The organism is Exiguobacterium aestuarii (assembly GCF_020171655.1).
Lineage (GTDB): Bacteria > Bacillota > Bacilli > Exiguobacteriales > Exiguobacteriaceae > Exiguobacterium > Exiguobacterium aestuarii_A.
In genome coordinates this window covers 159,011-183,325 of the sequence record NZ_JAIVAC010000002.1, presented here as the reverse complement: position 1 = coordinate 183,325, position 24,315 = coordinate 159,011, and the positions used below count along the sequence as shown (strand labels likewise).

The 24,315-nt window shown below is 48.0% G+C and carries 25 protein-coding genes and 1 pseudogene; 17 read left to right on the top strand and 9 right to left on the bottom strand.

Features of this window, described 5'->3' with window-relative positions; translation table 11 throughout:
- Positions 1-74: 74 nt before the first annotated feature.
- On the bottom strand, positions 75-914 hold the full coding sequence (locus LCM29_RS11915; protein WP_224863042.1) for a M15 family metallopeptidase: 840 nt from the start codon (positions 912-914) through the stop codon (positions 75-77).
- A 174-nt stretch (positions 915-1,088) separates the two neighbouring features.
- Here LCM29_RS11915 and LCM29_RS11910 point away from each other — a divergent pair, with 174 nt between their 5' ends.
- The gene (locus LCM29_RS11910) at positions 1,089-1,307 is read left to right on the top strand and encodes a hypothetical protein (RefSeq protein ID WP_074036747.1); all 219 of its coding nucleotides are present in this window, start codon (positions 1,089-1,091) and stop codon (positions 1,305-1,307) included.
- 55 nt (positions 1,308-1,362) lie between these two features.
- A complete protein-coding gene (locus LCM29_RS11905) occupies positions 1,363-1,830 on the top strand; it encodes a hypothetical protein (RefSeq protein ID WP_224863040.1) in 468 nt (155 codons plus the stop codon).
- Positions 1,831-1,847: 17 nt separating this feature from the next.
- Here LCM29_RS11905 and LCM29_RS11900 read toward each other — a convergent pair whose 3' ends face one another.
- Complete coding sequence (locus LCM29_RS11900) at positions 1,848-2,951, bottom strand: glycerol dehydrogenase (protein ID WP_224863038.1); 1,104 nt, start codon at positions 2,949-2,951, stop codon at positions 1,848-1,850.
- A 374-nt stretch (positions 2,952-3,325) separates the two neighbouring features.
- Here LCM29_RS11900 and LCM29_RS11895 point away from each other — a divergent pair, with 374 nt between their 5' ends.
- The 5 genes from LCM29_RS11895 to LCM29_RS11875 all read left to right on the top strand — a co-directional run bounded on the left by LCM29_RS11895 (position 3,326) and on the right by LCM29_RS11875 (position 7,114).
- The gene (locus tag LCM29_RS11895; protein WP_214695688.1) at positions 3,326-3,985 is read left to right on the top strand and encodes a type 1 glutamine amidotransferase domain-containing protein; all 660 of its coding nucleotides are present in this window, start codon (positions 3,326-3,328) and stop codon (positions 3,983-3,985) included.
- 109 nt (positions 3,986-4,094) lie between these two features.
- A complete protein-coding gene (locus LCM29_RS11890; protein ID WP_214785523.1) occupies positions 4,095-4,520 on the top strand; it encodes a DMT family transporter in 426 nt (141 codons plus the stop codon).
- A gap of 14 nt (positions 4,521-4,534) precedes the next feature.
- Entirely contained in the window at positions 4,535-5,209 is a 675-nt protein-coding gene (locus LCM29_RS11885) for a Crp/Fnr family transcriptional regulator (protein WP_214876145.1), read from the top strand.
- An 11-nt stretch (positions 5,210-5,220) separates the two neighbouring features.
- Complete coding sequence (locus tag LCM29_RS11880) at positions 5,221-5,694, top strand: DMT family transporter (protein ID WP_224863036.1); 474 nt, start codon at positions 5,221-5,223, stop codon at positions 5,692-5,694.
- Between the two features lie 91 nt (positions 5,695-5,785).
- On the top strand, positions 5,786-7,114 hold the full coding sequence (locus LCM29_RS11875) for a hemolysin family protein (protein WP_224863034.1): 1,329 nt from the start codon (positions 5,786-5,788) through the stop codon (positions 7,112-7,114).
- A gap of 11 nt (positions 7,115-7,125) precedes the next feature.
- On the opposite strand, the gene LCM29_RS11870 is transcribed toward LCM29_RS11875, so the two are convergent.
- On the bottom strand, positions 7,126-8,310 hold the full coding sequence (locus tag LCM29_RS11870; RefSeq protein WP_224863032.1) for an amidohydrolase: 1,185 nt from the start codon (positions 8,308-8,310) through the stop codon (positions 7,126-7,128).
- Positions 8,311-8,438: 128 nt separating this feature from the next.
- On the opposite strand from LCM29_RS11870, the gene LCM29_RS11865 reads away from it, so the two are divergent.
- A complete protein-coding gene (locus LCM29_RS11865; RefSeq protein ID WP_015880351.1) occupies positions 8,439-8,987 on the top strand; it encodes a LemA family protein in 549 nt (182 codons plus the stop codon).
- Between the two features lie 18 nt (positions 8,988-9,005).
- A complete protein-coding gene (htpX, locus tag LCM29_RS11860; RefSeq protein ID WP_214876419.1) occupies positions 9,006-9,893 on the top strand; it encodes a zinc metalloprotease HtpX in 888 nt (295 codons plus the stop codon).
- A 63-nt stretch (positions 9,894-9,956) separates the two neighbouring features.
- Here the strand turns inward: htpX and LCM29_RS11855 are convergent.
- The 4 genes and pseudogenes from LCM29_RS11855 to LCM29_RS11840 all read right to left on the bottom strand — a co-directional run bounded on the left by LCM29_RS11855 (position 9,957) and on the right by LCM29_RS11840 (position 14,705).
- Positions 9,957-11,520 (bottom strand): annotated as a pseudogene (locus LCM29_RS11855) (IS3 family transposase).
- 340 nt (positions 11,521-11,860) lie between these two features.
- Positions 11,861-13,351 carry an N-acetylglucosamine-specific PTS transporter subunit IIBC gene (gene nagE / locus LCM29_RS11850; RefSeq protein ID WP_224863030.1) on the bottom strand — a complete coding sequence of 497 codons (1,491 nt, stop codon included), beginning with the start codon at positions 13,349-13,351 and terminating at the stop codon, positions 11,861-11,863.
- Positions 13,348-14,196, bottom strand: a complete 849-nt coding sequence (locus tag LCM29_RS11845; protein WP_251129926.1) for a PRD domain-containing protein — start codon at positions 14,194-14,196, stop codon at positions 13,348-13,350. The genes nagE and LCM29_RS11845 overlap by 4 nt, the downstream gene beginning before the upstream one ends.
- 20 nt (positions 14,197-14,216) lie before the next feature.
- Positions 14,217-14,705, bottom strand: a complete 489-nt coding sequence (locus LCM29_RS11840; protein ID WP_224863028.1) for a PTS glucose transporter subunit IIA — start codon at positions 14,703-14,705, stop codon at positions 14,217-14,219.
- Positions 14,706-15,163: 458 nt separating this feature from the next.
- Between LCM29_RS11840 and LCM29_RS11835 the strand changes: the two genes are divergently transcribed.
- Positions 15,164-17,080: an endonuclease MutS2 gene (locus LCM29_RS11835; RefSeq protein WP_224863026.1), complete on the top strand. Its 1,917-nt coding sequence runs from the start codon at positions 15,164-15,166 to the stop codon at positions 17,078-17,080.
- Between the two features lie 63 nt (positions 17,081-17,143).
- Positions 17,144-17,851: a hypothetical protein gene (locus LCM29_RS11830; protein ID WP_224863024.1), complete on the top strand. Its 708-nt coding sequence runs from the start codon at positions 17,144-17,146 to the stop codon at positions 17,849-17,851.
- A 33-nt stretch (positions 17,852-17,884) separates the two neighbouring features.
- Here the strand turns inward: LCM29_RS11830 and LCM29_RS11825 are convergent, their stop codons facing one another.
- Positions 17,885-18,457, bottom strand: coding sequence for a hypothetical protein (locus LCM29_RS11825; RefSeq protein ID WP_224863022.1), 573 nt, complete (start codon positions 18,455-18,457; stop codon positions 17,885-17,887).
- A 143-nt stretch (positions 18,458-18,600) separates the two neighbouring features.
- On the opposite strand from LCM29_RS11825, the gene LCM29_RS11820 reads away from it, so the two are divergent.
- The 3 genes from LCM29_RS11820 to LCM29_RS11810 are packed head-to-tail and all read left to right on the top strand — an operon-like array spanning position 18,601 to position 21,247.
- Entirely contained in the window at positions 18,601-19,251 is a 651-nt protein-coding gene (locus tag LCM29_RS11820) for a response regulator transcription factor (protein ID WP_224863020.1), read from the top strand.
- A complete protein-coding gene (locus LCM29_RS11815) occupies positions 19,248-20,516 on the top strand; it encodes a sensor histidine kinase (protein WP_224863017.1) in 1,269 nt (422 codons plus the stop codon). Before LCM29_RS11820 ends, LCM29_RS11815 begins: the two co-directional genes overlap by 4 nt.
- Positions 20,507-21,247, top strand: coding sequence for an AAA family ATPase (locus LCM29_RS11810; protein WP_224863198.1), 741 nt, complete (start codon positions 20,507-20,509; stop codon positions 21,245-21,247). The genes LCM29_RS11815 and LCM29_RS11810 overlap by 10 nt, the downstream gene beginning before the upstream one ends.
- 112 nt (positions 21,248-21,359) lie before the next feature.
- Here the strand turns inward: LCM29_RS11810 and LCM29_RS11805 are convergent, their stop codons facing one another.
- On the bottom strand, positions 21,360-21,797 hold the full coding sequence (locus LCM29_RS11805; RefSeq protein WP_214695728.1) for a hypothetical protein: 438 nt from the start codon (positions 21,795-21,797) through the stop codon (positions 21,360-21,362).
- Between the two features lie 220 nt (positions 21,798-22,017).
- On the opposite strand from LCM29_RS11805, the gene LCM29_RS11800 reads away from it, so the two are divergent.
- The 3 genes from LCM29_RS11800 to LCM29_RS11790 are packed head-to-tail and all read left to right on the top strand — an operon-like array spanning position 22,018 to position 24,304.
- Positions 22,018-22,692, top strand: a complete 675-nt coding sequence (locus LCM29_RS11800; RefSeq protein WP_224863015.1) for an ABC transporter ATP-binding protein — start codon at positions 22,018-22,020, stop codon at positions 22,690-22,692.
- Positions 22,689-23,696 (top strand): ABC transporter permease, encoded by a 1,008-nt coding sequence (locus tag LCM29_RS11795; RefSeq protein WP_224863012.1) that lies wholly within the window; start codon positions 22,689-22,691, stop codon positions 23,694-23,696. Before LCM29_RS11800 ends, LCM29_RS11795 begins: the two co-directional genes overlap by 4 nt.
- Entirely contained in the window at positions 23,693-24,304 is a 612-nt protein-coding gene (locus LCM29_RS11790) for an SAM-dependent methyltransferase (protein WP_224863010.1), read from the top strand. Before LCM29_RS11795 ends, LCM29_RS11790 begins: the two co-directional genes overlap by 4 nt.
- Positions 24,305-24,315 lie beyond the last annotated feature (11 nt).

Genomic DNA, 24,315 nt, shown 5'->3' with positions numbered 1-24,315 from the left:
CGCATGTCCCCCTATACGAATAAGATGATTCCATTATACCGTGAACAGGGAAATGTCTAAAAAAGGATGCTCACTCAACGTTTGCCCCACCATTCTTCAAACGCCCAGTTCTTCTGCTTCATCATCGTCGCTTCGGTTACCCCGACATAGCGCAAGTGCCATGGTTCATAATTATATCCAGTGATTTTTTCTTTTCCTTTCGGATAACGGACGATAAAGCCGTAACGATGGGCGTTTTGAATCATCCACTTTCCTTCAGGCGATTGGTCAAAGGAGGCGTATAACCCTAGACGCATACGTTGACTCGTCATATCCACCGCTAGACCGGTTTGATGTTCACTGTGTCCGGGACGGGCGACATATTTTGAAGCGTATGCGACCCCGCGCGTATTGACCCAGTAGGCATATAGGGATTTTTGAGTCGAATAGGAGCGATAGGCGCTCAGTGCGTATAACGTATGACCTTGCTTTCGACCTGCGTAATACAGTTTCGCTAGTGCATAAGCGGCTTCCGCTGTCATCAGTGTTCGTTCGCTCCCTTTTTGATAAACAGTTGGGACGGTTAAGGTCACAAGTTGAGGGGAACGATAAGTGGACGGGAGCCCATAAGTTTTATTGACGAGTCGTAACCGATCGGCCGTTGGCATTTTCGGGATACCGGCTTTCAAATTCGCGGTCGGAGTGAAGTACTTTGTACGCCCGATATAGATATTGGACCAACTTCGGTTATACGTGGTGTAACGGACAGGGACATTCGTTCGTAACGTCTTCAATACAGCAGAAGATTGCATCGCACGACCGTATAGGTAGGTTGTTTTGATGGTATAGCCTGGTTGTGGGGACGATGATGCCGCCGTCACCGGCGAGGTTTGCAACAAGAGCAGACAAATGATCAAGATACGCAGGGACTTCATGACAAAACGCCTCCTCGTAGGTTAGATGATGTTCCTTTTCCCGTTTTCTTGACGGAGTGAGCATCTTTTATCCACCCTTAGGTCAGATAAGGATACAGCTTGGGCCCGATGAAGCGGGGAGTCAAATCCGATACAATAAACATAACGAATGAGATCGTAGAAAGGAGTGAGCGAATGGAAGTCTTATTTGGATTACCACTGTTGTTGCTCGTCCTGTTCTTTGCCTTTTTATACTTTAATATTAAAGGGCTATCGAATATGTGGAAGGACTACAATCGAACGAAATCGATGATTCCGCTCGGATTCTTCATCGTCGGGATTATTGGAATTTTCACAGGAGTGTGGACGTGGCTCGTCATTTTGATTTACTACGTCGTCCGCCCGAAAGACTAAACACTGTATGCAGACGCATACGGTGTTTTTGCTATACTAAGGACGAGGTGTTGAGATGGAGAAGTTAATAAAAGCATGGTTTATCGTGACGTTGATCGCGTTTGTAATTTTTAAGCTTGGTGAAGTGATGACGACCCCGTATTCGGAAACGCCGAGTGAAGGGAATGTATACTGGATTGTACTCTTGATTGGGTGGCCGTTTCTGTTATTATTTGTTTGGATTACAGTCCGTATGACACGTCGGGTCACAGCATCCGTGCGACCGATCGGGAGAGTCGTATTAGGTTTGGGTAGTCTCATCATGGCCGGGATTGCCTGGGTGACCAATCAATCGCAAGCGAGGTCTCTTCGGGAAGGAATTCATTTATCTACGAATGAGTCTTTCGCAGAAGGATGGAACCAGTTCACGAATATCATCTATATGAACCAGTTGACTTTCTTTTTCTTGACAGTCAGTTGTATGGGGATTGGGATTGTCCTTTCGTTCATCCCGACCAAAAAACAGCGAGAAGAAGCCGTCTGAGCTTCCTCTCGCTATTTTTATAACCGCTCTTGATAAAGACGGGCATATCGATCGGCTGCGATGATCGCGTCTGCAACTTCTTCAGGCGTGACATCAAAACCACTATGAATCGTTTCGTCTTCTGCCGTGGCGGCTTTTCCGACTTTCAAGATATCTTCTCGAGATGCATCTTTCAATTTGATATCTTCGAGTGTGACCGGCAAGTCGAGTGCCATATAAAAGGCAACGTACTGCTCGAATTCTTCTTGAGGACGTCCTTCGAGTGCGAGTTGCACAAGTGTTCCAAATGCAACTTTTTCACCGTGCGTCAAATGGTGGATGTCCCCTTCTAACGCGGTAAATCCATTGTGAATGGCATGGGCTGCTGCCAAGCCACCACTTTCAAAGCCGAGACCGCTCAATAGGGTGTTGGCTTCAACGACCGCTTCGAGCGCAGGTGTGACGACTTTTGCTTTGACGGCTTCATATGCTTGAATACCATACGTGAACAATACTTCTTCACAACGTTCGGCGATCGCTTCCGCCGCAAGCGTTGGGACACCGCCGGCCATCGTTTTTCCTCCGAATGAAAGGACACTTCGCACTTCGACCCACGTCGCCAAAGCGTCGGCAATGCCTGATGCAAGGAAGCGTGGCGGTGCCTGTGCAATCAACTCAGTGTCCACCAGAACGAGATCTGGATTCTTTTTATAAAAACGATAACTTTCGAAATTACCTTCATCTGTGTAAATGACTGAAAGTGCACTTGTTGGTGCATCTGTCGAGGCGATTGTCGGTACAATGACGATGCGCGCATCCAATTCATCTGCGACCGCTTTTGCTGTATCAAGCGTCTTACCACCACCGAGACCAATCACGAACGCTGTGCCACTCTCTTTGGCATCTGTGGCGATTCGAGTGATCTCATGCTTCGATGCCTCACCGATAAAATCTGCTTTCGTCGCCTCAATAGTGCTCGCCTGCAGTGAATGTGTCACACGCGAACCGACCAATTCCCAGACGACGTCATCCGCGATGAGTAAAGCGTTTGAACCGAAGTGAGCGACATACTCTCCGATGCGATCAATCGTTTGTTTCCCTTGCACATACTTAGCCGGACTGATGAAAATACGTTCTAACATAGTGAACTTCATCCTTTCATATCGGGTTTAGTGTAAGTGCTTACAACGCCATCATACTAAAGTTTGTGAAGGAATGTCCGTGAAGATTACATGAAGATTGGCAACTGACCGAGCACAAGTAACAAGATGATGATGGCGACAACAATGAGAAATCCCCAGTCGTTCATTCGTTTTGTCATACGAGATATCCCCTTCATAGGTCGGAATGTCGATTCATTTACAGTATAAAAGGATGTTGAAATAAAGGTAGGATGAAAAAATCACCAGGTCAAAAATAGACATACCTTATGACATCGAGACAGCTCATCAGGTTTAACGGATGATGAATCGGGAACAATAGTGTCGTATGTTCATTATTGAAGGAGGAATTGAGTATGTCGAAACATGTACTGATTGTCACGACGTCAGCGAATCAATTATCAAATGGTCACGCAACGGGACTTTGGCTTGAAGAGTTTGCCGTGCCTTACTTGTTATTTGAAAAAGAAGGATACAAAGTGACGGTCGCGAGTATCGAAGGTGGAGACGTGCCAATCGATGCGAATAGTTTAGAAGATGGTTTGTCAGAAGACATTCTAAATACGCGCGAGTTGCTCAAAGACACAGCGCGACTTGATCAAGTCGCAGACGAGTCGTATGACGCAATTTATTTGCCAGGTGGTCATGGGACAGTCGTCGATTTCCCAGAAAATGAAACGCTACAACGCGTTATTCGTAACGTCTATGAGAGTGGAAATATTGTCGGTGCGGTTTGCCACGGACCAGTTGGATTGGTCAATGTGAAACTGAGCAACGATGAACCGCTCGTCAAAGATAAACAAGTGACAGGGTTCACCGATGCAGAAGAAAAAGAAATGCAACTCGATTCTGCTGTACCGTTCTTACTTGAGACGGGACTACGCAATCAAGGTGGACAGTTCAAAGGAGCCGACAACTGGGCAGTGAATGTGGCAGTCGACGAGCGACTCGTCACAGGTCAAAACCCGCAGTCTTCTGAAGCGGTCGGGAAAGAACTTGTCAAATTGCTAGGATAAATAGATGAAGCAACTTCGGTTATTCGAAGTTGCTTTTTATTTTTGGACATATGTCCTATTCAAGCGGTCATTCTTTTTGTACAGTCAGACGAAGAGAGAGGGGAATGACATGGGAATTATATTTGCCATACTATCTGGCACGTTTATTGCTTTACAAGGAATCTTTAACGCCAAACTAGGAGATGCGGTAGGGGCATGGATGTCCGTCACAATCGTCCATTTTGTCGGACTTCTGTTAGCGCTCGTCATTTACTTTTTCAAACGAGATGCAGACATGACGGCTTTCAAACGCGTCCCTTGGTATTATAGTCTAGGTGGACTATTCGGTGTATTCGTCGTGTTCGGTGAACTGACAGCGATTCAACAACTGGGAGTGACATGGGCAATCTGTGTCCTGCTTGTGGCACAATTACTAGGCGCCTTTATCATCGATTTGAACGGTTGGTTTGGTGTCAAACGGAAGCCGATGAATACGGGACAGGTCATGGGACTCGTCTTGATGGTCGTCGGGATTGGAATCTATACATTCGCGTAAGGAGTTCAACTTTCATGATCAATATTATGGATGCACTAACAAGATTGCAGTGGAATCATCTTTTTTCTAACGCAACGCTTGAAGCTTCTTCTTTAGTCACTTATGAATCAGGTACAATGCTTTGTTCGAATAATCAGCATATTGAATCCTTGTTTGTCGTGCTCGAAGGACGCGTCAAAATCTATACACTCAGTGAAGAAGGGAAGTTGCGCTTGCTTCGTTTGAAAGCTGCGCCGACGCTCATTGGGGACATCGAATATGCGAGTGGTCGGAACGTATTGCATACTGTCGAGGCGGTTGGTTCGGTAACCTGCTTAAGGATTCCATTCGAGGCACTTCGTCGTCATAATCGTACGGTCGAATTCACGGAACATCTATTGCGTGGGGTGTCCGAAAAACTGTTCATCGAGGCGAACGCCTCATCCAATCATCTCATGTCGACACTTGAAGAACGGTTGGCGGGCTATTTGATTTCCCTTAGTGAATCGGGTAACGAGCTGTTTCAAGCTGAGATGAGTCAACTGAAGCGTAAAGAAGTCGCCGAATGGCTTGGGACGAGTTATCGTCATTTGAATCGGACGTTGCAGGCGTTCGTCGATGAAGGATTGGTCACGCGAACGAGAAAAGAAGTTGTCATATTAAATAGTGAACGATTGAAGGAACGTGCGAACGGTATGTTCTATGAGTAAGGAGAGATTATATGATTTTTGGGATCATCTGTTCAGCAGTGGCCGGAGCATTCATTAGTGTACAGGCAGCGGTCAATGCAAAAATGAATACAAATTTAGGAGCATGGGCGACGACAGTGTTGGTCTTCATCGTCGGATTGGTCGGATCCATCATTCCGTTACTGTTATTCGGAGGGAATCTTTCGGGATTACGTGATGTGTCACCCATCTATTGGCTTGGTGGGTTACTTGGGGTCGGTGTTGTATATTGTGTTATGCGGAGCATCCAGCTACTTGGACCGACTTTGTCCGTGTCACTCATCCTCGTGTCACAACTCATTTGGGCGTTACTCGTCGATTTATATGGCGCTTTCGGGATGCCTCAAATCACGTTATCGGCTGGACAAGTCGTTGGGCTTACGGTCCTGCTCGTCGGAGTTATTCTCTTTAAACAGTCTCAGACCGCAGCCGTCGCCAAACAAGCTGTCAACGAAGCCACTTCTTGAGGAGTGGCTATTTTTCTGAGCAAAACGGGTACAGGTTGGTAACGATTTTTTGATAAAATAAAGCAGTATGGTTTTAAAAATAGCTGAGGTGATGAAAAAAGTGGATTCTTCCATAGTGATTGATTTGTTGATTGTTTTGTTTTTGATTGTGTTGAACGGGATTTTTGCGATGACAGAAATTGCGCTCATCTCATCGAAGCCTGCAAAACTTGAGGTTGAAGCAAATCGAGGGAAACGAAGTGCCAAGATTGCGCTTCATTATTCGAAAGACCCGACAGATTTGTTGTCGACCGTTCAAGTCGGAATCACATTGATTGGGATTATTAACGGGGCATACGGGGGCGCACGCTTCTCGGCACCGCTCGCATCGGCATTTGAACAAGCCGGAATGAGTACGCAGTATGCCGGAACCGTTGCTTATGTGGCCGTTGTTACAATTATTACGTATCTGTCGCTCATCATTGGTGAATTGGTCCCGAAACGGATTGCGCTCGTCTCGCCTGAAAAAGTCACGATGGCGATCATTCCGTCGCTCGATCTATTCAGCAAGTTGATGCGCCCATTCATTTGGATTTTATCGAAATCAACGCTCTTCTTATTCAAGCTCCTTGGATTAAAGGCAGAACAAACGAGTGGAGAGACTGAGCTTGAAATTAAACAGCTTCTCTTTGAGGGGGCTCAGCAAGGTCAGTTCGCCCATGAAGAAGTGCAACAAGTTGAACGCGTCTTTGCGTTCCACGATCAATTGATTTATGAGCTCATGCAACCTCGGACGATGCTTGAATGGGTCGACTTAGAGGATGACATGGATGACATGAAAAAATCGATTTACGAGAGTAAGCATAACAAGTTACCAGTCGGTCGCGACTCACTCGACGACTTTGTCGGATATATCGATGTGCGTGACATTTTGACGTTACCGACATTGCGTGAACCGTCACAAATTTTAAAACGTATCAAGCAACCATTGATCGTGCCAAAGCAACGTGAAGCGAGCCAAGTGCTTCAGATGATGCAGAAAAATGGTGTCGAGATCGCATTCGTCTTAGATGAATACGGCGGATTCCTTGGGATGGTCACATTGTTCGACATTTTAGAAGAAATCGTCGGAGAAGTGATGATTGAAGAAGATACACCGGAAGTGGTTCGTCGTGAGGACGGATCGTATTTAGCGGACGGGTTACTCGGGATTGAGGATTTGAAGCGAACGTTCGAGATTCGGGATGACCGATTCGATGAAGGGCGCAATTCGTATCATACGCTCGCCGGACTTGTCATTTACGCATTAGGTGATTTTCCGAAGCGGGGGGACGTGGTCGAAGCGTACGGTCTTCGTTTCGAAGTCGTGGATATGGACGGCAAACGAGTTGACCAAGTGCTCGTTTCTGAATTAACAGAACCAGTCAAAGAAGAGGATTGATGCGAATTGCATCAATCCTCTTCTTCATGTGTCATCCAAGTACGCTGTAAAGCGCCTAGCAAAATGTGAGCCGTGTGGAGCATCGCTCGTTCATCCACATCGAAACGAGGATGGTGGTGAGGGAAAATCGCTGAGAGTTCAGGGTTTCCAGCGCCTGTGAAAAAGAAGCTGCCTGGTACTTGTTCTAAATAGTAAGCGAAGTCTTCTCCGACCATGAGTGGTGCCATCTCGATGACACCGTCTTCGCCGACGGTTTCTTTCGCACTTTGGCGGACGAATTCTGTTTCTCTTACATGATTGACGACGGCTGGATAACCTTTTATATAGTCAAGCGCGTACTCGGCATCGCTCGCAGCGCAGACAGAACGGATCATACGTTCCATATCCGTGATGATTTTTTCTTGCGTCTCTGAAGTGAATGTACGCACGGTTCCAGACAACTTGGCCTCTTCGGCAATCACATTGAACGCTTGACCGGAATGGAGAGTCCCGATGGTGAGAACGGCTGGTTCCAGCGGATCGATGCGTCGACTGACCACTTGTTGGAGATGATTCGCCACGTTCACGGCAACCATGAGGGCATCGACTGTATGTTGCGGAATCGCACCATGTCCACCTTGTCCTGTGATGGTCAATTCAAAGCGATCGGCTGCCGCCATGACGGGACCTGTTTTGACGCCGATCGTTCCGAATGGGAGAGGTGTCCAGATGTGCGCACCGTAGATATAATCCACGTTGTCGAGACAGCCGTCCTCAATCATCGGCTTAGCGCCACCAGGAGCCAATTCTTCGGCGAACTGGTGAATCAGCACAACATCTCCCGGGAGGTCCATCTCGGTCAATACTTTCGCGAGGACGAGAAGCGTCGCTGTATGGGCATCGTGTCCGCAAGCATGCATGACCCCATTTACTTTTGAACGATACGGGACGTCTTTCACATCTTGGATGGGAAGCGCGTCAAAATCGGCCCGTAACGCGATGGTCGGACCATCACCGCCTTTGATTCGACCGACGACCCCATTACCGCCAACGTGTTCACGTACTTCAATCCCAAGTTCGCGGAGATAAGAGGCGATCATCTTCGGCGTTTCGACTTCTTGAAAAGATAGCTCTGGATATTGGTGAAAATGGCGTCGTAAAGACACCATCTCTTCGAACAACTCGGTCAAACGTACTTCGGCATTCGTGACAACCATTGCGTACACTCCTTTGTGATCAACGCATTAAGAATTGCAACCATTTGCTAATTTTTATGAAAGTTAAGCTTATCTTATACGAGTAAAGGGAATTAATACAGGAGAAAATGAAGAAATGAGGTGCCAACATGGGGTGGATTATTGCGATTGTAGCGGTTGTCGTGCTCGTACTCATCTATTTTTCGATGTACAACGGGCTCGTCAAATATCGAAACTGGGTCGACGAGGCATGGGCTCAAATCGATGTTCAGTTGAAGCGGCGATATGATTTGATTCCGAATTTGGTCGAGACGGTGAAAGGCTATGCGAAACACGAGCAGGAGACGCTCGCGAAGGTCGTCGAACTGAGAAATCAGCTTGGTGAGAAGTCGAATCGCCAAGATCAGATGGCGGTGAACGATCAACTGAGCGGGGCGCTGAAAAATCTATTCGCGCTTCGTGAAGCGTATCCGGATTTGAAGGCGAACGAGAACTTCAAGATGTTGCAGGAAGAATTGACGCAGACGGAAAACAAGGTCGCATACTCGCGTCAGCTCTATAACAACACGGTCATGAAGTACAATACAAAAATCGAATCGGTACCGACGAACATCATTGCCTCTGTGCATCATTTTGAAAAGCGCGATATGCTTGAGGCGCGTGCCGAAGAGCGCGAGAACGTTCGCGTCTCGTTTTGATGAATCGAGGTGGCAAGTATGCTCCTCTATGAACAGATTCGAAAGAATAAAGTAAAGACGGTCTTCATCGTCACAGGGTTTGTCTTATTTGTCCTTCTCGTCGGAGCGGCCATTTCCTATGTGAACTATGGAGACGCAATCCCAGGTTTGATTTTCACACCAGTGTTCTCCTTGTTTTATGTCGGCATCGTCATCATGTCGAGCACGAATATCGTCATGAAGATGAATCGGGCGCAAGAGGTGACATCGGTGGAAGAACACCGCTTTTTATGGCATACGGTCGAAAATATGGCGATGGTCGCGCGAGTACCGATGCCCCGCATCTTTATCATCAACGATTCGTCACCGAACGCATTTGCGACCGGACTGAAACCAGAAAAGGCGGCCGTCGCCGTCACGACGGGGCTACTAGAGCGATTGTCTCGTGAAGAAGTGGAAGGTGTGATTGCGCATGAGATCGCACACATTAAAAATTATGACGTGCGACTCTCGACGGTCACACTCGCACTCGTGTCAGTCATCGCCATCATGAGTGATATCGGTTCACGGATGTTATTTTTCCGAAGCATCAGTGGGGGACGACGTGACCAAAATCAGAATCCCATCTTCCTCATCATCGGACTTGTTCTATTAGTGTTGGCTCCGCTCATCGCGATGCTGATCAATATGGCGATCTCACGTAATCGCGAGTTTCTAGCAGATGCGAGTGGAGCGGAACTGACCCGAAACCCGGATGCTCTCGCCTCAGCGCTTGAGAAGATTGCCAACGTCGAGACACCGGTCGAGCAAGCGTCGAGTGCCTCTGCACCACTGTACTTCTCCGATCCACTTAAGAAGAAAGTGAGCGGTTTGTTCTCGACGCACCCTGATCCAGTCGAGCGAATTTCCCGACTTCGTCAAATGTGAGAAGAGCCTGTCCGGTTTGAACTGCTCCCCGTCAAGTAGACAGGGCAAATAATAAAAACCAAACTAGGCGGCTTGAGACCTGTATTCGACAGGGCTCAAGCCGTTTAGCCGTTTCTGGAAACGGTCATGGTTGTAGAACGATATGTAGGCCTCGATGGCCGACGTGAGTTCGCTATAGGCCTGAAACTCACGCAGGTAGTACATCTCGACTTTCAGGGTACCCCAAAAGCTCTCGATTGGGGCGTTGTCGATGCAACGTCCGACCCGGGACATGCTGTGGGTCAGTCCTGCGTCTTCTATTATGCGTTTGAACCCTTTCGATGTGTATTGATATCCTCGGTCACTATGGATCATCGGACTCGCTCCTGTACGGAGCCCCGCAATCGCTGGCATCATCGTCTGGAAGACGAGTCCGTTGTTGTTGGACTTCCCGACGCGATAGGCGACGATCGAGCCGTCATAGAGGTCAATGATTGCGCTCAGATACGCCTTCTTCCCGGCGCCATATTTGAACTCGGTGACGTCGGTGCACCATTTCTCGTCCGGTCGGGACGCGCTGAATTCCCGGTTCATCAGGTTCTCGGCCACATGCTGTGGAGACGACTTTTTGTACCGTTTGCGCTTCTGGCGGATGACCGAACGAATCTCATGGATGCGCATGAGACGATAGATGCGCTTCTCGTTGTATGCCGGCAGGCCATGCTGGTGTCGTCTGCGGTTGACCGTCATGGTGATCCGTCGATAGCCGTAGGTCCCGTTCACCTGGTCGTAGAGGAGGCGGATGTCCTCCAGTAGGCTCATGTTCTCTTCCTCGCGTACCGAGACGGTACGCTTCAACCATTTATAGTAGGCGGCCCGTGAGACCTGAGCGATCTCACACAGGAGCACGACGGAGAACGCGTCCATTGTCGACATTTCCTTGATGGCCGTGTAACGCAATTGTAGCCGGATCTGGCTGATCAACCTCTCCTCTCGATCTCCTCTAACTTTTTTAGGAACAGGTTCTCGGCCCGAAGGCGCTCGTTCTCCCGCTCGATCTGTTGGATGCGACGTTCGAGCTTCTCCTCGTTGGTCAGTTCCTCTTCTTGCTTCGTCCGTCCACGCCGGTCCTCGAGCCCGTGCACGCCGTCGGCGTCATATTTTTTCGTCCAGCCATAGACCTGTTGGTACGACACGGCGAATACCTCGGCCGTCCGTTGATAGTTCCGTCCATTGTCCAGGCAATACCTGACGATTTCCATGCGTTCCTCGAATGTGGTCTTTCTTCCTTTTGCCATAGCTCGATCCATCCCTTTTCTCGAATCTGTTAACTCGCTATGACCAGTATACTTCTTAATCCACCTGTGAAGAACAGACCAGTGACTGATTTGATGTTTGGAGAGGGTCTCCAGTTTAGTGAGACCACCGAGATAGTCACGGACGGCCGCGATCTTCTGTTCCTTGGTGTACAGTTTACATGTCTTCGACTCCTTCAACGCATCGATCCCGCCGGTATCGAATTTCACTTTCCATAACTGAAGGGTGTCCCTAGAGACGTCATGGGTCTCCATGATCTCCTTCCAGGTATTTCCTCCATCATGCGCAGCGCACTCAGCTTTTGTTCGATCGAATGCCGACTTCTCGCCATAAAAAAACACTCCCCAATAGAATAAACAGATTTGTTATTTCATCTGTCTACCTATTGGGGAGCATATCAGTTGGGGCAGGCTCTTTGTGTTACACTGAATTGGGAAAATAAGGGGGTGGATGAGTTGGATAAAAAGATATACATAGGTTTAGGAGTCGCTTTACTAGTCGCATTATTTTTATTGGGACTAGGACCATATATTGTACATATAGTACTCAAGATTTTCATGTGGCTTACGCAATACATCTTGCCATGGATTTTTCTCTATTACTTCATTCAATTCTATAAACACTATGCACAAAAACAAGAAAAGCCACCTGAATGAGGTGGCTTTCGACGTTTATCCGGCGCGGTGGCTACGAATTTTTTCAATCTCATCGAGGACGAACTGAACGTTTGTACCGACGATGACTTGAATATGATTCGGGCTGACGACTTTAACGCCAGGGATGCCGGCTTTCTTGATTTGATCTTGGTTGACGGTATCCATGTCTTTGACATCGACGCGTAGGCGTGTGATGCAAGACTCGATTCCTGTGACGTTGCTGTCACCGCCGAGACCGTCATAAATCATGTTCGCCATAACTGAGAATTCGTTACCTGAAGCAGAAGCCACCGGTGCGACTTTCGTTTCGCCGTCTGTCGTTTCACTTGCGACTGCATCCACGACTTCATCCGGTTCACGACCTGGTGTTGCCAAGTTGAGCTTCACAATCATGAAGCGGAAGATTGCGTAGTAGATGACTGCAAACACGAGACCTTGAACGAGTAGCATATACGGTTGGTTTGCGAGCGGCAAGCGTGAGCTTAACACGAAGTCAACGAGTCCTGCGCTGAATCCGAAACCGGCTGTCCATTGGAACGTTGCCGCGATAAAGAGCGAGATTCCTGTAAGGACTGCGTGTACAAGGTAAAGAACTGGTGCGAGGAACATGAACGAGAACTCGAGTGGTTCAGTTACCCCTGTAAAGAATGAAGCGAATGCAGCTGCGAGAAGAAGTGAGGCTGCTTGTTTTTTACGTTTTGTCTTCGCTGTATGGTACATCGCAAGTGCTGCGGCCGGGAGACCGAACATCATGATTGGGAAGTAACCCGCTTGGTACATTCCCGTTACACCTTTCTCACCTTCACCCGACCAGAAGTTTCCGATGTCGTTAATCCCTGCGACGTCGAACCAGAAGACTGAGTTGAGGGCGTGGTGAAGTCCGGTTGGGATCAAGAGACGGTTGAAGAATCCGTAAAGTCCGGCACCAAATGCGCCAAGTTTAGAAATCGATTCCCCGAATCCAACGAGGCCTGTGTAAACGACCGGCCAGATGAAGTAGAGCGCGACCGATACGAGAATCATCGAGAATGCCGTCATGATTGGAACGAGACGCTTTCCACTAAAGAACGCGAGGGCATCCGGTAATTTGACGTGACTAAAGCGGTTGTACATCGAAGCAGCGACGAGACCAGAAAGAATCCCGACGAATGCGTTGGCAATCTTGCCGAATGCTGGGTTGACGGCTTCGACATCCACACCTTGGAATAAGGCGACCGTGCCAGCAGAGAGAAGTGTTGTGACGGTCAAGAAGGCGACGAGTCCACTGAGTGCTGCAGAACCATCGCGGTTTTTAGCCATTCCGAGAGCGACCCCGACTGCGAAAAGAATTGGAATGTTATCGATAATCGCCGCACCCGCTTTAATTAAGAATGCAGCTGCAATGTTTTCAGATCCCCAGCCGACTGGGTCAATCCAATAACCAATCCCCATGAGAATCGCGGCAGCAGGAAGTACGGCAACCGGTAACATGAGGGAACGTCCGAGACGTTGGAAAAAGTTCATCATTTTTGATTTCCTCCTTTTTGGTGGTGTTGATCTTGTAGGCGTTGAATGTGGAGCGTAATATAGCCAAGTTCTGACTCGGGCAAGACGATGCCATATGTCTCTTCCATTTCTTTTGCGACATCAGATGCGCACGCATAAGCAGACGTGAATTTCGTCTGAATCATGCGGAGCATGTCTTCATCAATCGTGTGATGATCGTAATGGTTGACCCGATCCATGACGAACCGTAAATGGGTTAATAATCGTTGATAGGATAAGTCATCTTCTTCAATGGATACATCGAGTCGCCGTGAAATCGATTGAATCATGTCGCGGACAATCGTTGTCTGTTTGACCGTCTTGCGTAAATCACCTCCTTTCACTTTCATCGTATGGATATGAAGCGCGATGAACGCGGCTTCGTCTTTCGGCATTTGGACGTTCAATTTTTCTGCGATGTGTTCAATCGCCCATAATCCAATCTCGTACTCATTCCGATAAAGGATTTTAATCTCGTTCAACAGTTTGTTCCGGAGTGAGATGCCTTCCATCTCTCGCTCAATGGCAAATGAGATATGGTCGGTCAAGACGATGTGGATATGTTCATTGAACGATGTCTCAAGCCGTTTTTCTGCGTACGAAATAATGTCTTCGGAAACGGTAAAATGTTCAACTGGGATTCGACTCAACAACTGTTGAAACTTGTCGTTTTCCGGCATGATGAACAATTTTTCAATTTTATGGGGATTCACGATGTCATTCTTCGCTTTTTTAAAGGCGACGCCAGGTCCAATCGCAATCTTTTCTTCCCCATCGTCCGAGACGATGACCGCATTGTTGTTTAGAATCTTTTTAATCTTAATCATGTGTCCTCCTTGTTTCGGAGTCACGCTTCCACTCGGGCGATAATTGTCTTACCCGGAACGGCTTCCTTCGTGAATGTGAAGGCGTAATGATGGGCAAGCGCGCCACCATTCGTCACGACCATTGGCGTGACCGTGTCTTTACCAGCTTGATGGATTTGGTCCAAGTCGGCTGTCATTAACAGCTGTCCTGTTTTCACGTGGTCACCTACATCTACACGGAGATCGAACGGTCGACCTTCGAGTTCGACGGTGTCGAGTCCGACGTGAATTAAAATCTCAGCCCCATCCTCGGTCCGAATACCGATAGCGTGCTTGGTCGGAGCGATTTGTACGATTTCTCCGTCAGCTGGTGAGACGACTGCTCCGTCTGTCGGGGTGATGGCAATGCCATCACCCATCATCTTTTCACTGAAGACCGGGTCCGCTACTTGATCGAGTGGAATAACGTCTCCTTCCATTGGCGAGTGCAGTGTCGGTTTGTGTCGATTCATGAACTTATTCCATAGCATATCTTCTACATCCTTTCTTAACGCAAAACGAGGAAAAACAAAACAGGCATGGAGTATAGACGGGTGGCATGCACCGTACGTCTTACCCCATGCCTGATCGAATCAGTCACATGTGATCGCTATTCGTTTCTTCACGTTCAACATAACATGTGTGGATTTGAGACACAAGTCTTTTTTTGAAAGCGTTCTCTAAAATTTTACAAGGTACTGAATCTATTGTATAGTAAGGGCGAATCTATTGAAGAAAGGTGTTGCATGTTGATGAGTGAGGTTGTATCTGCCTAACGAACTGAAAAATGTCGGATGACACGTCTTTTTGTCATGCCGTCATGTTCCGTTACAGATACCGCCCATCAAAAACTGCCAGACACCGGTCTGTCTTTTTGCGTTGGTCGTCATCGACCGACGCTTTTTTGTTTGCGCGGTATCTCGATTCTACAATTTGAGGAGAGAGACACATGAACGAACAAACATTTGAAAAATTACAATACAATGAATTGATGACAAAAGTAGAGCGTTTCTGCATCAGCGGATTTGGAAGACGACTACTCAGACAGCAACGTCCGACGAGCCATATTGCGACGGTGAAGAAGCGTCTGCAAGAAACGTCTGAAGCTCGTGCGATTTTAGATGCGACGTCACATGTACCATTCATCGGGGTATCTGATATGGAAACCATCATCGGGAAACTACAGCGAGGGATTCAACTCGAAGCAACCGAGCTCGAAGCAGTCGCGGAGTTTTTACGTGGCGCGCGCAAGCTGAAGCGATTCATGCTCGAACATGAATTTTTCGCACCACTCTTATCCGCATATGCTGCCGGAATGGGCGAATGGCGAACGCTCGAAGAAGACATCACGCAAGCGATTCGAGCCGGTCAGGTCGTCGATGAGGCGTCAAAAGAGTTGAAACGAATCCGAAAACAAGTCGATATTTTGGAAGGACGCATCGAGGAGCGGTTAGCCAAATTTTTGAAGAGCGCCGCCAATCGTGAGATGATTCAAGACGGATTCGTCACGAAAAAACAAGACCGCTTCACCATTCCAATCAAAGCTTCATATAAGCATAAAGTAGCAGGTACGATTGTGGACACATCGAATCGCGGCACGACGGTCTTTATCGAACCGGAAGCCATTTCAAAATTGAACGCCGAACTCGTCGTCAAACGTACGGAAGAAGCGGTAGAAGTGTATCAAGTACTAGCGACGTTGACAGGAGCGGTGGCAGAAGTCCTTCCTGACATCGAGGCGACGCTCGACGTCATCGCCCAGTACGATATGGTCTTCGCCAAAGGGAAGTACAGTCAGTCCATCGATGGCGTGACACCGCATGTGAATGCGACCGGGCGCATCCAATTGAAACGAGTACGCCATCCGCTCTTAGAAAGCGCTGTGCCACTCGATTTTGCCATCGGTACGGACTATCGCGGCTTGATTATCACGGGACCGAACGCCGGCGGAAAGACGGTCGTATTGAAAACGATTGGACTCCTCAGTCTCATGACGATGACGGGTCTGCATATTCCTGCCCATCCCGATACGGTTATCTCGACATTCAATGAGGTGTTCGTCGATATTGGAGACAATCAGAATTTGGAGTCGGCGCTCAGTACGTTCTCGGCACACATGCACAATGTGGCGAAAATCATGCAAACTGCAGGAAAACGTTCGCTCTTGTTATTCGACGAAATCGGAAGTGGGACGGAACCGAATGAGGGGGCCGCTCTTGCGATTGCCATTTTAGAAGCGGCATATAAACGGGGCGCAATCGTTGTGGCGTCGACGCATTATGGAGAAATCAAATCGTATTCTGAAGCGCATCCAGATTTCATGAACGCTGCGATGCAGTTTGACCCGGAAACGCTCGAACCGAAATACAGACTTCTCATGGGGCAGTCTGGCGACAGCAACGCCTTATTTATCGCTCGTAAGATGAAGTTGCCGGAAGCGATTCTCAAACAGGCATCTCGTTACATGAACGAGAAAACGTATGACACTACGAAAGTCGATGAATCTAAAATAACGCGAGAAGTGGAAGTGGTACCACTTGAAGAAGCAGAGCGTTTTGAAAAAGGTGACCGTGTTCGTCTACTCGAGACGAATCAAGTCGGTCTTGTTTATTCGTTTGATGCATCGCGTCGGCATGTACGAGTGTTTGTGGATGCAGAGTATATAGAGTTGCCGAGTCGTCGTGTCCGGTTAGAAGCACGGGCAACGGAACTTTATCCGGCTGACTATGATTTGGATACGTTGTTTACGACGTATCAAGAACGAAAGGAAGCGCACGACTTTGCACGAGGATCAAAAAAAGCGTTACGACGAGTGGAGAAAGAGATTCGAGAAAGAAAGAAACAAGAGCACTCTAACCGAAAATGAATGTAGCATACGATGAAAGGGTAAGAGCACATAAAGAGAAGTCTTAATCTGGGAGGGGCTTATGTGTTCGAGTTAAGTTTTTGGTTTGCACTCGGTTTTGCCGTGATTCACTTTTTTTCAGGAAATCTCATTCACGCGCGTGAAGTGCCGAGGAGCCGTTTTTTGTCAGTGGCTGGCGGGATTGCTGTTGCTTATGTATTTCTTCATCTCTTACCAGAGTTAAATGAATATCAACGCGAACTTGAAGGAGAGATTGGGAATAACGTCTTCGCTTCCCTTGAAAACCATATCTTGATTATCAGTATGTTAGGACTAGCTGTCTTCTATGGACTCGAACGTTTCGCGACGGCGAATAAACGCAAACAAAAACCGTATGTATTTTGGATTCACATCGGTTCGTTCACGCTTTATACGTTTAGCATCGGGTATGTACTCGCAGAAAGTGAGTTTCAATCGAATGGCACGATGTTCCTTTACTTTGTGGCGCTCGGCATACACTTTGTCACGGTCGATCAAGGATTGCGTCAGCATCATCAGCAACTTTACGATCGACAAGGGCGCATCTTCTTAGCGCTTGCCGTGCTTATAGGATGGGGAGTCGGTACATTTGCAGAAGTAAATGAACTCGGCTTGTCCATCGTTGTCGCTTTTTTAGCAGGAGGGGTGATTTTGAACGTCATGAAAGAAGAGTTGCCTGCTGAACGTGAAAGTAGTTTTGGTGCGTTTTTAATCGGATTGTTGGGTTATGCGTTGTTATTACTCGTCATATGAAAAGGCAGCCACTTGCGGTGGCTGCCTTTTGACTTATAAGCTGTTGCTTTGATTTTCTACGTTGCTGTCGCTCTCTGTTGAAGCATCGTCATCTGAAGAGGATGAATCGTCATGATGTGGACCGTGCCCATGCCCATGGCGACCACCTTCACGTCCGCCACGCATGCCGCGAGCATCTTCTAAATCATCGTAACTCGTCACATCGGCAAAACGTTCTTCGTGGTCCGCAAGGATTTGATCGGCTTCTTCTTGCGTCAAGTTTCCTTCTTCCACAGCGGTTGCGAGTTTTTCTTCATGCGACGACATGATCGCATCGATGAATGCTTCGATTGAGATGCCTTTCTCTTCTGCAAGCTCAGGAAGTGATTGTCCGTTTTCGCGAGCAGCATCCACTTCTTCTTCCGTCAGTCCAAGTGCCTCGATGAGGGCTGTATGTCCCGCTTCTCGGTCACCGAACATACCGGGACCCCGTTCACTACGTTCGCATTGTGTGGATGCTGTCGTTGTCGATTCATCTGTCGTCGTGTCATTCGTCGCGGCATATACGCCTGTGCCCGAGACGGCTAAAAGACCCGCCAAGGCGATTGCAAGTTTTGTTGATTTCATGTGTATCTCCTCCTTTGTTACTTCAAGTGTAGAACTGAAGGCTTCGGAAGTTGTGAGGGAGTTGCAAGATTTCTGCAAATTGTCTTTGGGAAACGGTGGGACGTTCGATGTGTGCGATATAATGGACGTGGAGGCGATATGAGATGAACGTACTCGTTGTGGAAGATGAACAAAAACTGGCGGACGGCATGTCCCGTTTTTTAACCTATGCCGGGTTTGAGGTGACCGTGGCGAAGACTCTAAGTGAGGCGAAACAACAGTTGCATCAACGATTTGATGCGGTCTTATTGGACGTCCGCTTACCGGACGGGGAAGGGTGGACCTTGATTCCGACATTGAAAGCGCAACAGCCCGCCCCTGCCATCATCTTGACGACGGCACGAGGCGAGGCAGATGATCGCGTATTCGGATTGGAGCTCGGGGCAGACGATTACTTGGTCAAACCGATTGTCTTGAAAGAGCTAGAGATTCGTCTGAAACGTCTCGTCAAACAGACCGATTTGATTCAATTCGGAGCGCTCACTATCGACATCAAATCGAGAATGGTACAAGAGAACGGACATCCGCTTCGACTGACGAACAAGGAGTATGAACTACTTTTGTATCTATGGAAGCACGTCGGGGAGGCGTTGGACCGGAATCGCCTGCTCGACGACGTATGGGACTACACGTTTGTCGGAGATACGCGTACGGTCGATACTCATATTAAACAATTACGTGATAAATCACCCACACTGAAAGAACAGTTGAAGACCGTTCATCGGGTCGGTTATCGCTTAGAGGGACTGTCATGAATCGATTGATGAAGAAATTACTGTGGACGGCTGTTCTACCACTTGCTGTGATGGCACTCTTAACTTTCGGACTCACGTCATTATTGATCGGGCGCTTCGCAGAAGACGAAACATATGCACAGTTAGAGCGCGAGGCAGTGATTGCGTATGAGGCCATACAAGAAGAACGTGGGATTCCAGGTCAACTAGACGTGCTACTATTTCAGAACGGGCAACGGATCGAGCTAGAACGTGGTGGACGGATGCATCGCATGATGCCGATCGGCCTCGACCCGGATGACTTAGCGGTTCAGGACGAAGTGAGTGTGAACGGCACCCGCTTCTTGACGTATTTACAAGAAGAAGGGGATATTCAAATCGTGACGTACAGCCCCGTACCGTTTTCGAATCCACAGTTTCAGCAAATTTATCTCATCTTAGCAGGTGGATTTATCCTGGCACTGTTGGTTGCCATCGGCGTCACATTTTGGATGAGTCGTCGGCTCACGCAGCCGCTCGTGGAGTTGAAACAAGCGACCGCATCAATCATGGAGGGACGACATGACATCACTCTACCGAATGTGACGAATGACGAGATTGGAGATTTGACTGTCACGGTCGGTCGTATGAATGAATCGCTTCAAGAAAAAGAGGCGCTTCAAAAATCATTCATATCCGGGGTGACGCATGATGTGCGTACACCACTCGCCATCGTCCGTAACGAGGCGGAATTGTTAGAGCTTGGCGTCGTCAATGACACAGAAATTGAGGCGACCGGAAAAAGTATTACCGAGGAAGTGGACCGAATTGACCGACTCGTCAACCAGATGCTCGAATATTCAAAGTTGTCGTCCGGTTCGATTCCGCTTGAAATAGAGTCACTTCAACTAGACGAATTGATTCGTCGGTTGACTTCACGCATGTCCGAGTGGTTCCGACAAAAAGATGTGACGCTCGACTTACAATTGGAACCTGTAACGATTCAAGCCGATCGACTAGCAATGGAACGGGTTCTCTCGAACTTTTTGAGAAATGCGTATGAAGCGAGTCCTCCTGGGGGATGCATCACCATCAGACTGACGCCAAATCGATTAGAAGTGACAGATGAAGGGAAGGGAATTGATCCTACCATCCAGCATTCGATTTGGGATATGTATGTGAAAGGAGACCGTTCGAACGGACATGGTCTAGGTCTCGCCATCACGAAACTACTTCTTGAAGCACAAGGGCTTGCTTACGGGGTTAATTCAGAGAAGGGGGCAACATTTTGGATCGAATGGACATGAGGTTATTTTTGCGTGGGGTACGGTTAGAGAGGGAACGAATCCTTTCGACAGGCTATCCGTATACGTTACCGATTTTTCAGACACTCGATGAACTCTCGTTTCATCATCCTGTCACGTTTCTTGTCGGAGAGAATGGAAGTGGGAAATCGACGTTGATTGAAGGGATGGCTGTAGCCGCGGGCTTCAATCCAGAAGGCGGGGCACCTTCCTTCCAATTTGAAACAGAGTCGACGCATAGTTCCTTGTTTGAAGCGCTTCGTCCGATTCGAGGCCCGTATCGTCCGAAAGATGGCTTTTTCTTACGTGCTGAAACGGCATACCAGCTATCGAGTTATGTGGACGAAATGGCGAAATCTGGTCCCGATCTTGAACGATTTTATGAGTCGTATGGCGGACGTTCCCTTCATGAACAGTCACACGGTGAAGCGTTTCTATCCCTCATGCTACATCGATTTCGTGGAGACGGTCTCTACATTTTGGATGAGCCAGAGGCCGCATTGTCACCGATGCGCCAACTGACGATGCTCGCGCGCATGCATGAACTCGTACAATCCGGCAGTCAATTCATCATTGCGAGTCACTCACCCATTTTGATGTCGTATCCAGGTGCGATGATTTTGCAAGTCGAGACGGGGCTTACTCCGACAGCGTTTGATGATCTGGAACATGTAAAGGTCATGCGCGACTATTTGGATGCGCCAGAGCGGATGCAGCGGATCTTGTTCGACTAAAAAAGCGGCCTCGGCCGCTTTTTTCATGCTTTCGTAATCTTTCGCAATAAGATGATTGCGAGGCTAACGCCCCCGGCAATCAACATATACAAAACAATCTCCAACCATGTGCTCATTCGTCGTCTCCATCCGCAAAGATCGCGAGCTCACCTTGCGGCATCGCGACCAACAGATAGGCGTCTCCGCCGAGCGGTCGTGCGTCACCTGCTTGCCAACATTCAAATTGTTCTTGAAATCCATTGATGAATAGGAGAGAACCTGATTCAAATTCAAGTTCGAGATGGGGATGTTCGTCACCGAGGCGTACGTGATGGATGCGCTCACGACGAAGCCGCATAAGTTGTTCGAGTTGTTCACCTTCATCAAACGTGCTTTGTGTAGCGTGAACGTGCCACGGGCCCTCAATCGAGATCCAGGATTCTAGTCCCTGGCGACTGAAATAAAGGAGATGGTGATTTGGGCCAGAACCAAAATCAATTCCGACAAAGGAAGAGGCGGTAAAGAGGTGATGCAAAATAGATGTCGCTTGTTCGTACTCCGTGGTAGACACACCGTCACCTCACTTTAAAAGAGTTGTTATTATTATCATTTCACGTTACCACGCTAAAGTAAACGAATCGCACTCAATCTTCAGAAAAAAATAATTGTGGGTGTTACATCACGAAACCGCTTCAACCGGAGCGTTTCCCAATTGCTCAGAATGTTTAGGTTATACTGGGATAAAATAAAGGAGAATACATTCGATTTCGTTTTGGATAGGGGGACAAGAGATGATTGTATCAATCGACAAAGCAGGATATGAGGTAAACGAGCCAGTCATTCGAGGCATTTCGTTTGATGTGCGATCAGGTGAAATTTTAGGGGTGATTGGGTCGAACGGTGCAGGAAAAACGACTACGATCGCCTGTCTGACAGGAACGATTCCATGGATGAAAGGGAACGTCGAGATGGAACGCTATGCGTACATCCCGGAGCAACCCGTTTACTACGATTATTTGACACTATCGGAACATATTGCGCTCGTACAAGAATTGACAGGTGTCGAGTCGAAGGAAAAGACGGAGGAGTTGTTGCAGCTTTTCCGACTCGATCATGTGACAGACCGGTATCTCTCCTCTTTTTCAAAAGGGATGAAACAAAAAGCGATGATTTTATTGGCGCTCATTCAAGAAGCGCATGTATTGATTGTCGATGAACCGTTTATCGGATTAGATGCAACGACCACCATCCAATTACTTCGATTGTTAGAAGCGGAGCGCACGAGGGGAGCCGCTGTTTTACTAGTCACACACGTTCTTGATACGGCCGAGCGGTTGTGTGACCGGTTCGTATGGATTGATGACGGGCAACTCTTGGCGAGTGGGACGAAAGCAGAGATTCGTGAAGCACTCGAAACAGAGGGGATGACCTTGTTCGATATGATGGAAGATGTGGCGCTCCGATGATTGCGAAACGATTGTTTTGGATGCGTGTCTCCCGTTATATGAAACAACAGTGGAAGACGGTCCGACTGATTGTCGACTGGACGATTTTCTTATACGGCGTCATTCCTCTTCTCATATGGGCAGGGTATTCTTACTGGCTCGTATGGGAAGGGAATATCGATTGGTTGCGTGATGTGCCTTATTTGTTATGGGCAATCCTGTTCGGATGGGTGATGTGGCAGGACCGCATATTTGTCTGGGTGGAGCGCGCCGACCTCATCCTTGTAGCTGATCGTCATCTCATTCGACAGTTGAAATGGTACTCCGTCGTATATCAGATGACTCAACATCTGATTCAATACGGATTCTATCTTCTATTGGTCGCACCGATTCTACATGTGAAGGGAAGAACCATTGTCGAGATACTCGCATTCGGAGCCGCACTTTTCTTACTCTCCTGGTGTCATACATGGATTCAGTATCAACTTCGCCTCCGACACGTCCATCTCATGAAACGATTATTGGTCGTGTTGATTGCTTTTGTAGGCGTGTATGCGCTATTGATTGAGTCGGTGTTACTCAGTGTATTGATTGGAAGCATGATGGTCACATTTGCGTTATACGTAGGGGAAGGATGGATGTCGAAACATCCGAATATCGGTCGCGAGATTGAAATCGGGGAACGTGAGCGTGCCTCATTCGACCGAGTCCTGCTGACAACCTCAGGTGCCATCGAGAAGACGAGTGAGCGGACACGTCCACTATATCGACCGAAACCGAATCGCTTTGGCACCGTCAGGCGGACGATGGAAATCCTCATCTATTTCAGGACGCCGAGCCACCGAAATTTGTGGTTTCGACTCATTCCGCTTGGCGTGACAAGCTTCATTTTACTTCCAAGCTGGTTTAAAGTATTGGTTCCGATTTATGTCATGTATGTCGCCTATCAGGAACAGACGTCGTTCACGAGAGAAATGGAGCGGCATCCATTCTTCCAATCTATTCAAGAAAGAGGTTCATCATGAACGAACAGCAATATGAGCAACTGTTACAAATCGAGACGGCCAAACCGCAGCAAGGATTTCCAACCTCGGCGGAATATCATCGTTATGAACCGACACCTTATGAGGCACTCGATTTGCTTCGGGATGCGTATCCGTTAGAGTCCGCAGATACCATCGTTGATTTTGGTTCGGGCAAAGGACGTCTCCCGTTCTATTTAGCGTATACGTTTCGCGTGCGGGCGATCGGTGTCGAGATGGACGGTGGGTTTCACGAGGAGGCACTTCAAAATTGGGCGTGCTATACGAAGAAACATCGAAATCGGGGAAGTGTTCAATTAGAACAGGGACTTGCGGAGGAATTCACGATTCCACCGGATGCGAATCGATTCTACTTCTTTAATCCGTTCTCAGTGAACGTCTTCCGCCAAGTGATTGCCAACATCATCGAATCTGTTGAAACGGATCTTCGCCCGGTCGATGTGATTTTATATTATCCGGCGGATGAGTACCTCCATTATTTGAACGACGAGACGCCTTTTCAGTACGTACAAACGGTGCGATTGCCGCTGAAGAATCTTCATGAGCGATTTTTGATTTATCGGTTTGATATGATGGAGTCATCTTGGTAATGGAGGAGTGA

Bases quoted from the DNA above. Each gene is read 5' to 3' on its own strand.
- LCM29_RS11835 (WP_224863026.1), top strand. From the start codon at position 15,164: ATGAACGAACAAACATTTGAAAAATTACAATACAATGAATTGATGACA.
- LCM29_RS11895 (WP_214695688.1), top strand. From the start codon at position 3,326: ATGTCGAAACATGTACTGATTGTCACGACGTCAGCGAATCAATTATCA.
- LCM29_RS11790 (WP_224863010.1), top strand. From the start codon at position 23,693: ATGAACGAACAGCAATATGAGCAACTGTTACAAATCGAGACGGCCAAA.
- LCM29_RS11810 (WP_224863198.1), top strand. From the start codon at position 20,507: ATGGACATGAGGTTATTTTTGCGTGGGGTACGGTTAGAGAGGGAACGA.
- LCM29_RS11865 (WP_015880351.1), top strand. From the start codon at position 8,439: ATGGGGTGGATTATTGCGATTGTAGCGGTTGTCGTGCTCGTACTCATC.
- LCM29_RS11840 (WP_224863028.1), bottom strand. From the start codon at position 14,705: ATGCTATGGAATAAGTTCATGAATCGACACAAACCGACACTGCACTCG.
- LCM29_RS11875 (WP_224863034.1), top strand. From the start codon at position 5,786: ATGAAAAAAGTGGATTCTTCCATAGTGATTGATTTGTTGATTGTTTTG.
- LCM29_RS11900 (WP_224863038.1), bottom strand. From the start codon at position 2,951: ATGTTAGAACGTATTTTCATCAGTCCGGCTAAGTATGTGCAAGGGAAA.
- LCM29_RS11815 (WP_224863017.1), top strand. From the start codon at position 19,248: ATGAATCGATTGATGAAGAAATTACTGTGGACGGCTGTTCTACCACTT.
- LCM29_RS11905 (WP_224863040.1), top strand. From the start codon at position 1,363: ATGGAGAAGTTAATAAAAGCATGGTTTATCGTGACGTTGATCGCGTTT.
- LCM29_RS11845 (WP_251129926.1), bottom strand. From the start codon at position 14,196: ATGATTAAGATTAAAAAGATTCTAAACAACAATGCGGTCATCGTCTCG.
- LCM29_RS11820 (WP_224863020.1), top strand. From the start codon at position 18,601: ATGAACGTACTCGTTGTGGAAGATGAACAAAAACTGGCGGACGGCATG.
- LCM29_RS11885 (WP_214876145.1), top strand. From the start codon at position 4,535: ATGATCAATATTATGGATGCACTAACAAGATTGCAGTGGAATCATCTT.
- LCM29_RS11910 (WP_074036747.1), top strand. From the start codon at position 1,089: ATGGAAGTCTTATTTGGATTACCACTGTTGTTGCTCGTCCTGTTCTTT.
- LCM29_RS11870 (WP_224863032.1), bottom strand. From the start codon at position 8,310: ATGGTTGTCACGAATGCCGAAGTACGTTTGACCGAGTTGTTCGAAGAG.
- LCM29_RS11795 (WP_224863012.1), top strand. From the start codon at position 22,689: ATGATTGCGAAACGATTGTTTTGGATGCGTGTCTCCCGTTATATGAAA.
- LCM29_RS11880 (WP_224863036.1), top strand. From the start codon at position 5,221: ATGATTTTTGGGATCATCTGTTCAGCAGTGGCCGGAGCATTCATTAGT.
- LCM29_RS11800 (WP_224863015.1), top strand. From the start codon at position 22,018: ATGATTGTATCAATCGACAAAGCAGGATATGAGGTAAACGAGCCAGTC.
- htpX (WP_214876419.1), top strand. From the start codon at position 9,006: ATGCTCCTCTATGAACAGATTCGAAAGAATAAAGTAAAGACGGTCTTC.
- LCM29_RS11890 (WP_214785523.1), top strand. From the start codon at position 4,095: ATGGGAATTATATTTGCCATACTATCTGGCACGTTTATTGCTTTACAA.
- LCM29_RS11915 (WP_224863042.1), bottom strand. From the start codon at position 914: ATGAAGTCCCTGCGTATCTTGATCATTTGTCTGCTCTTGTTGCAAACC.
- nagE (WP_224863030.1), bottom strand. From the start codon at position 13,351: ATGATGAACTTTTTCCAACGTCTCGGACGTTCCCTCATGTTACCGGTT.
- LCM29_RS11825 (WP_224863022.1), bottom strand. From the start codon at position 18,457: ATGAAATCAACAAAACTTGCAATCGCCTTGGCGGGTCTTTTAGCCGTC.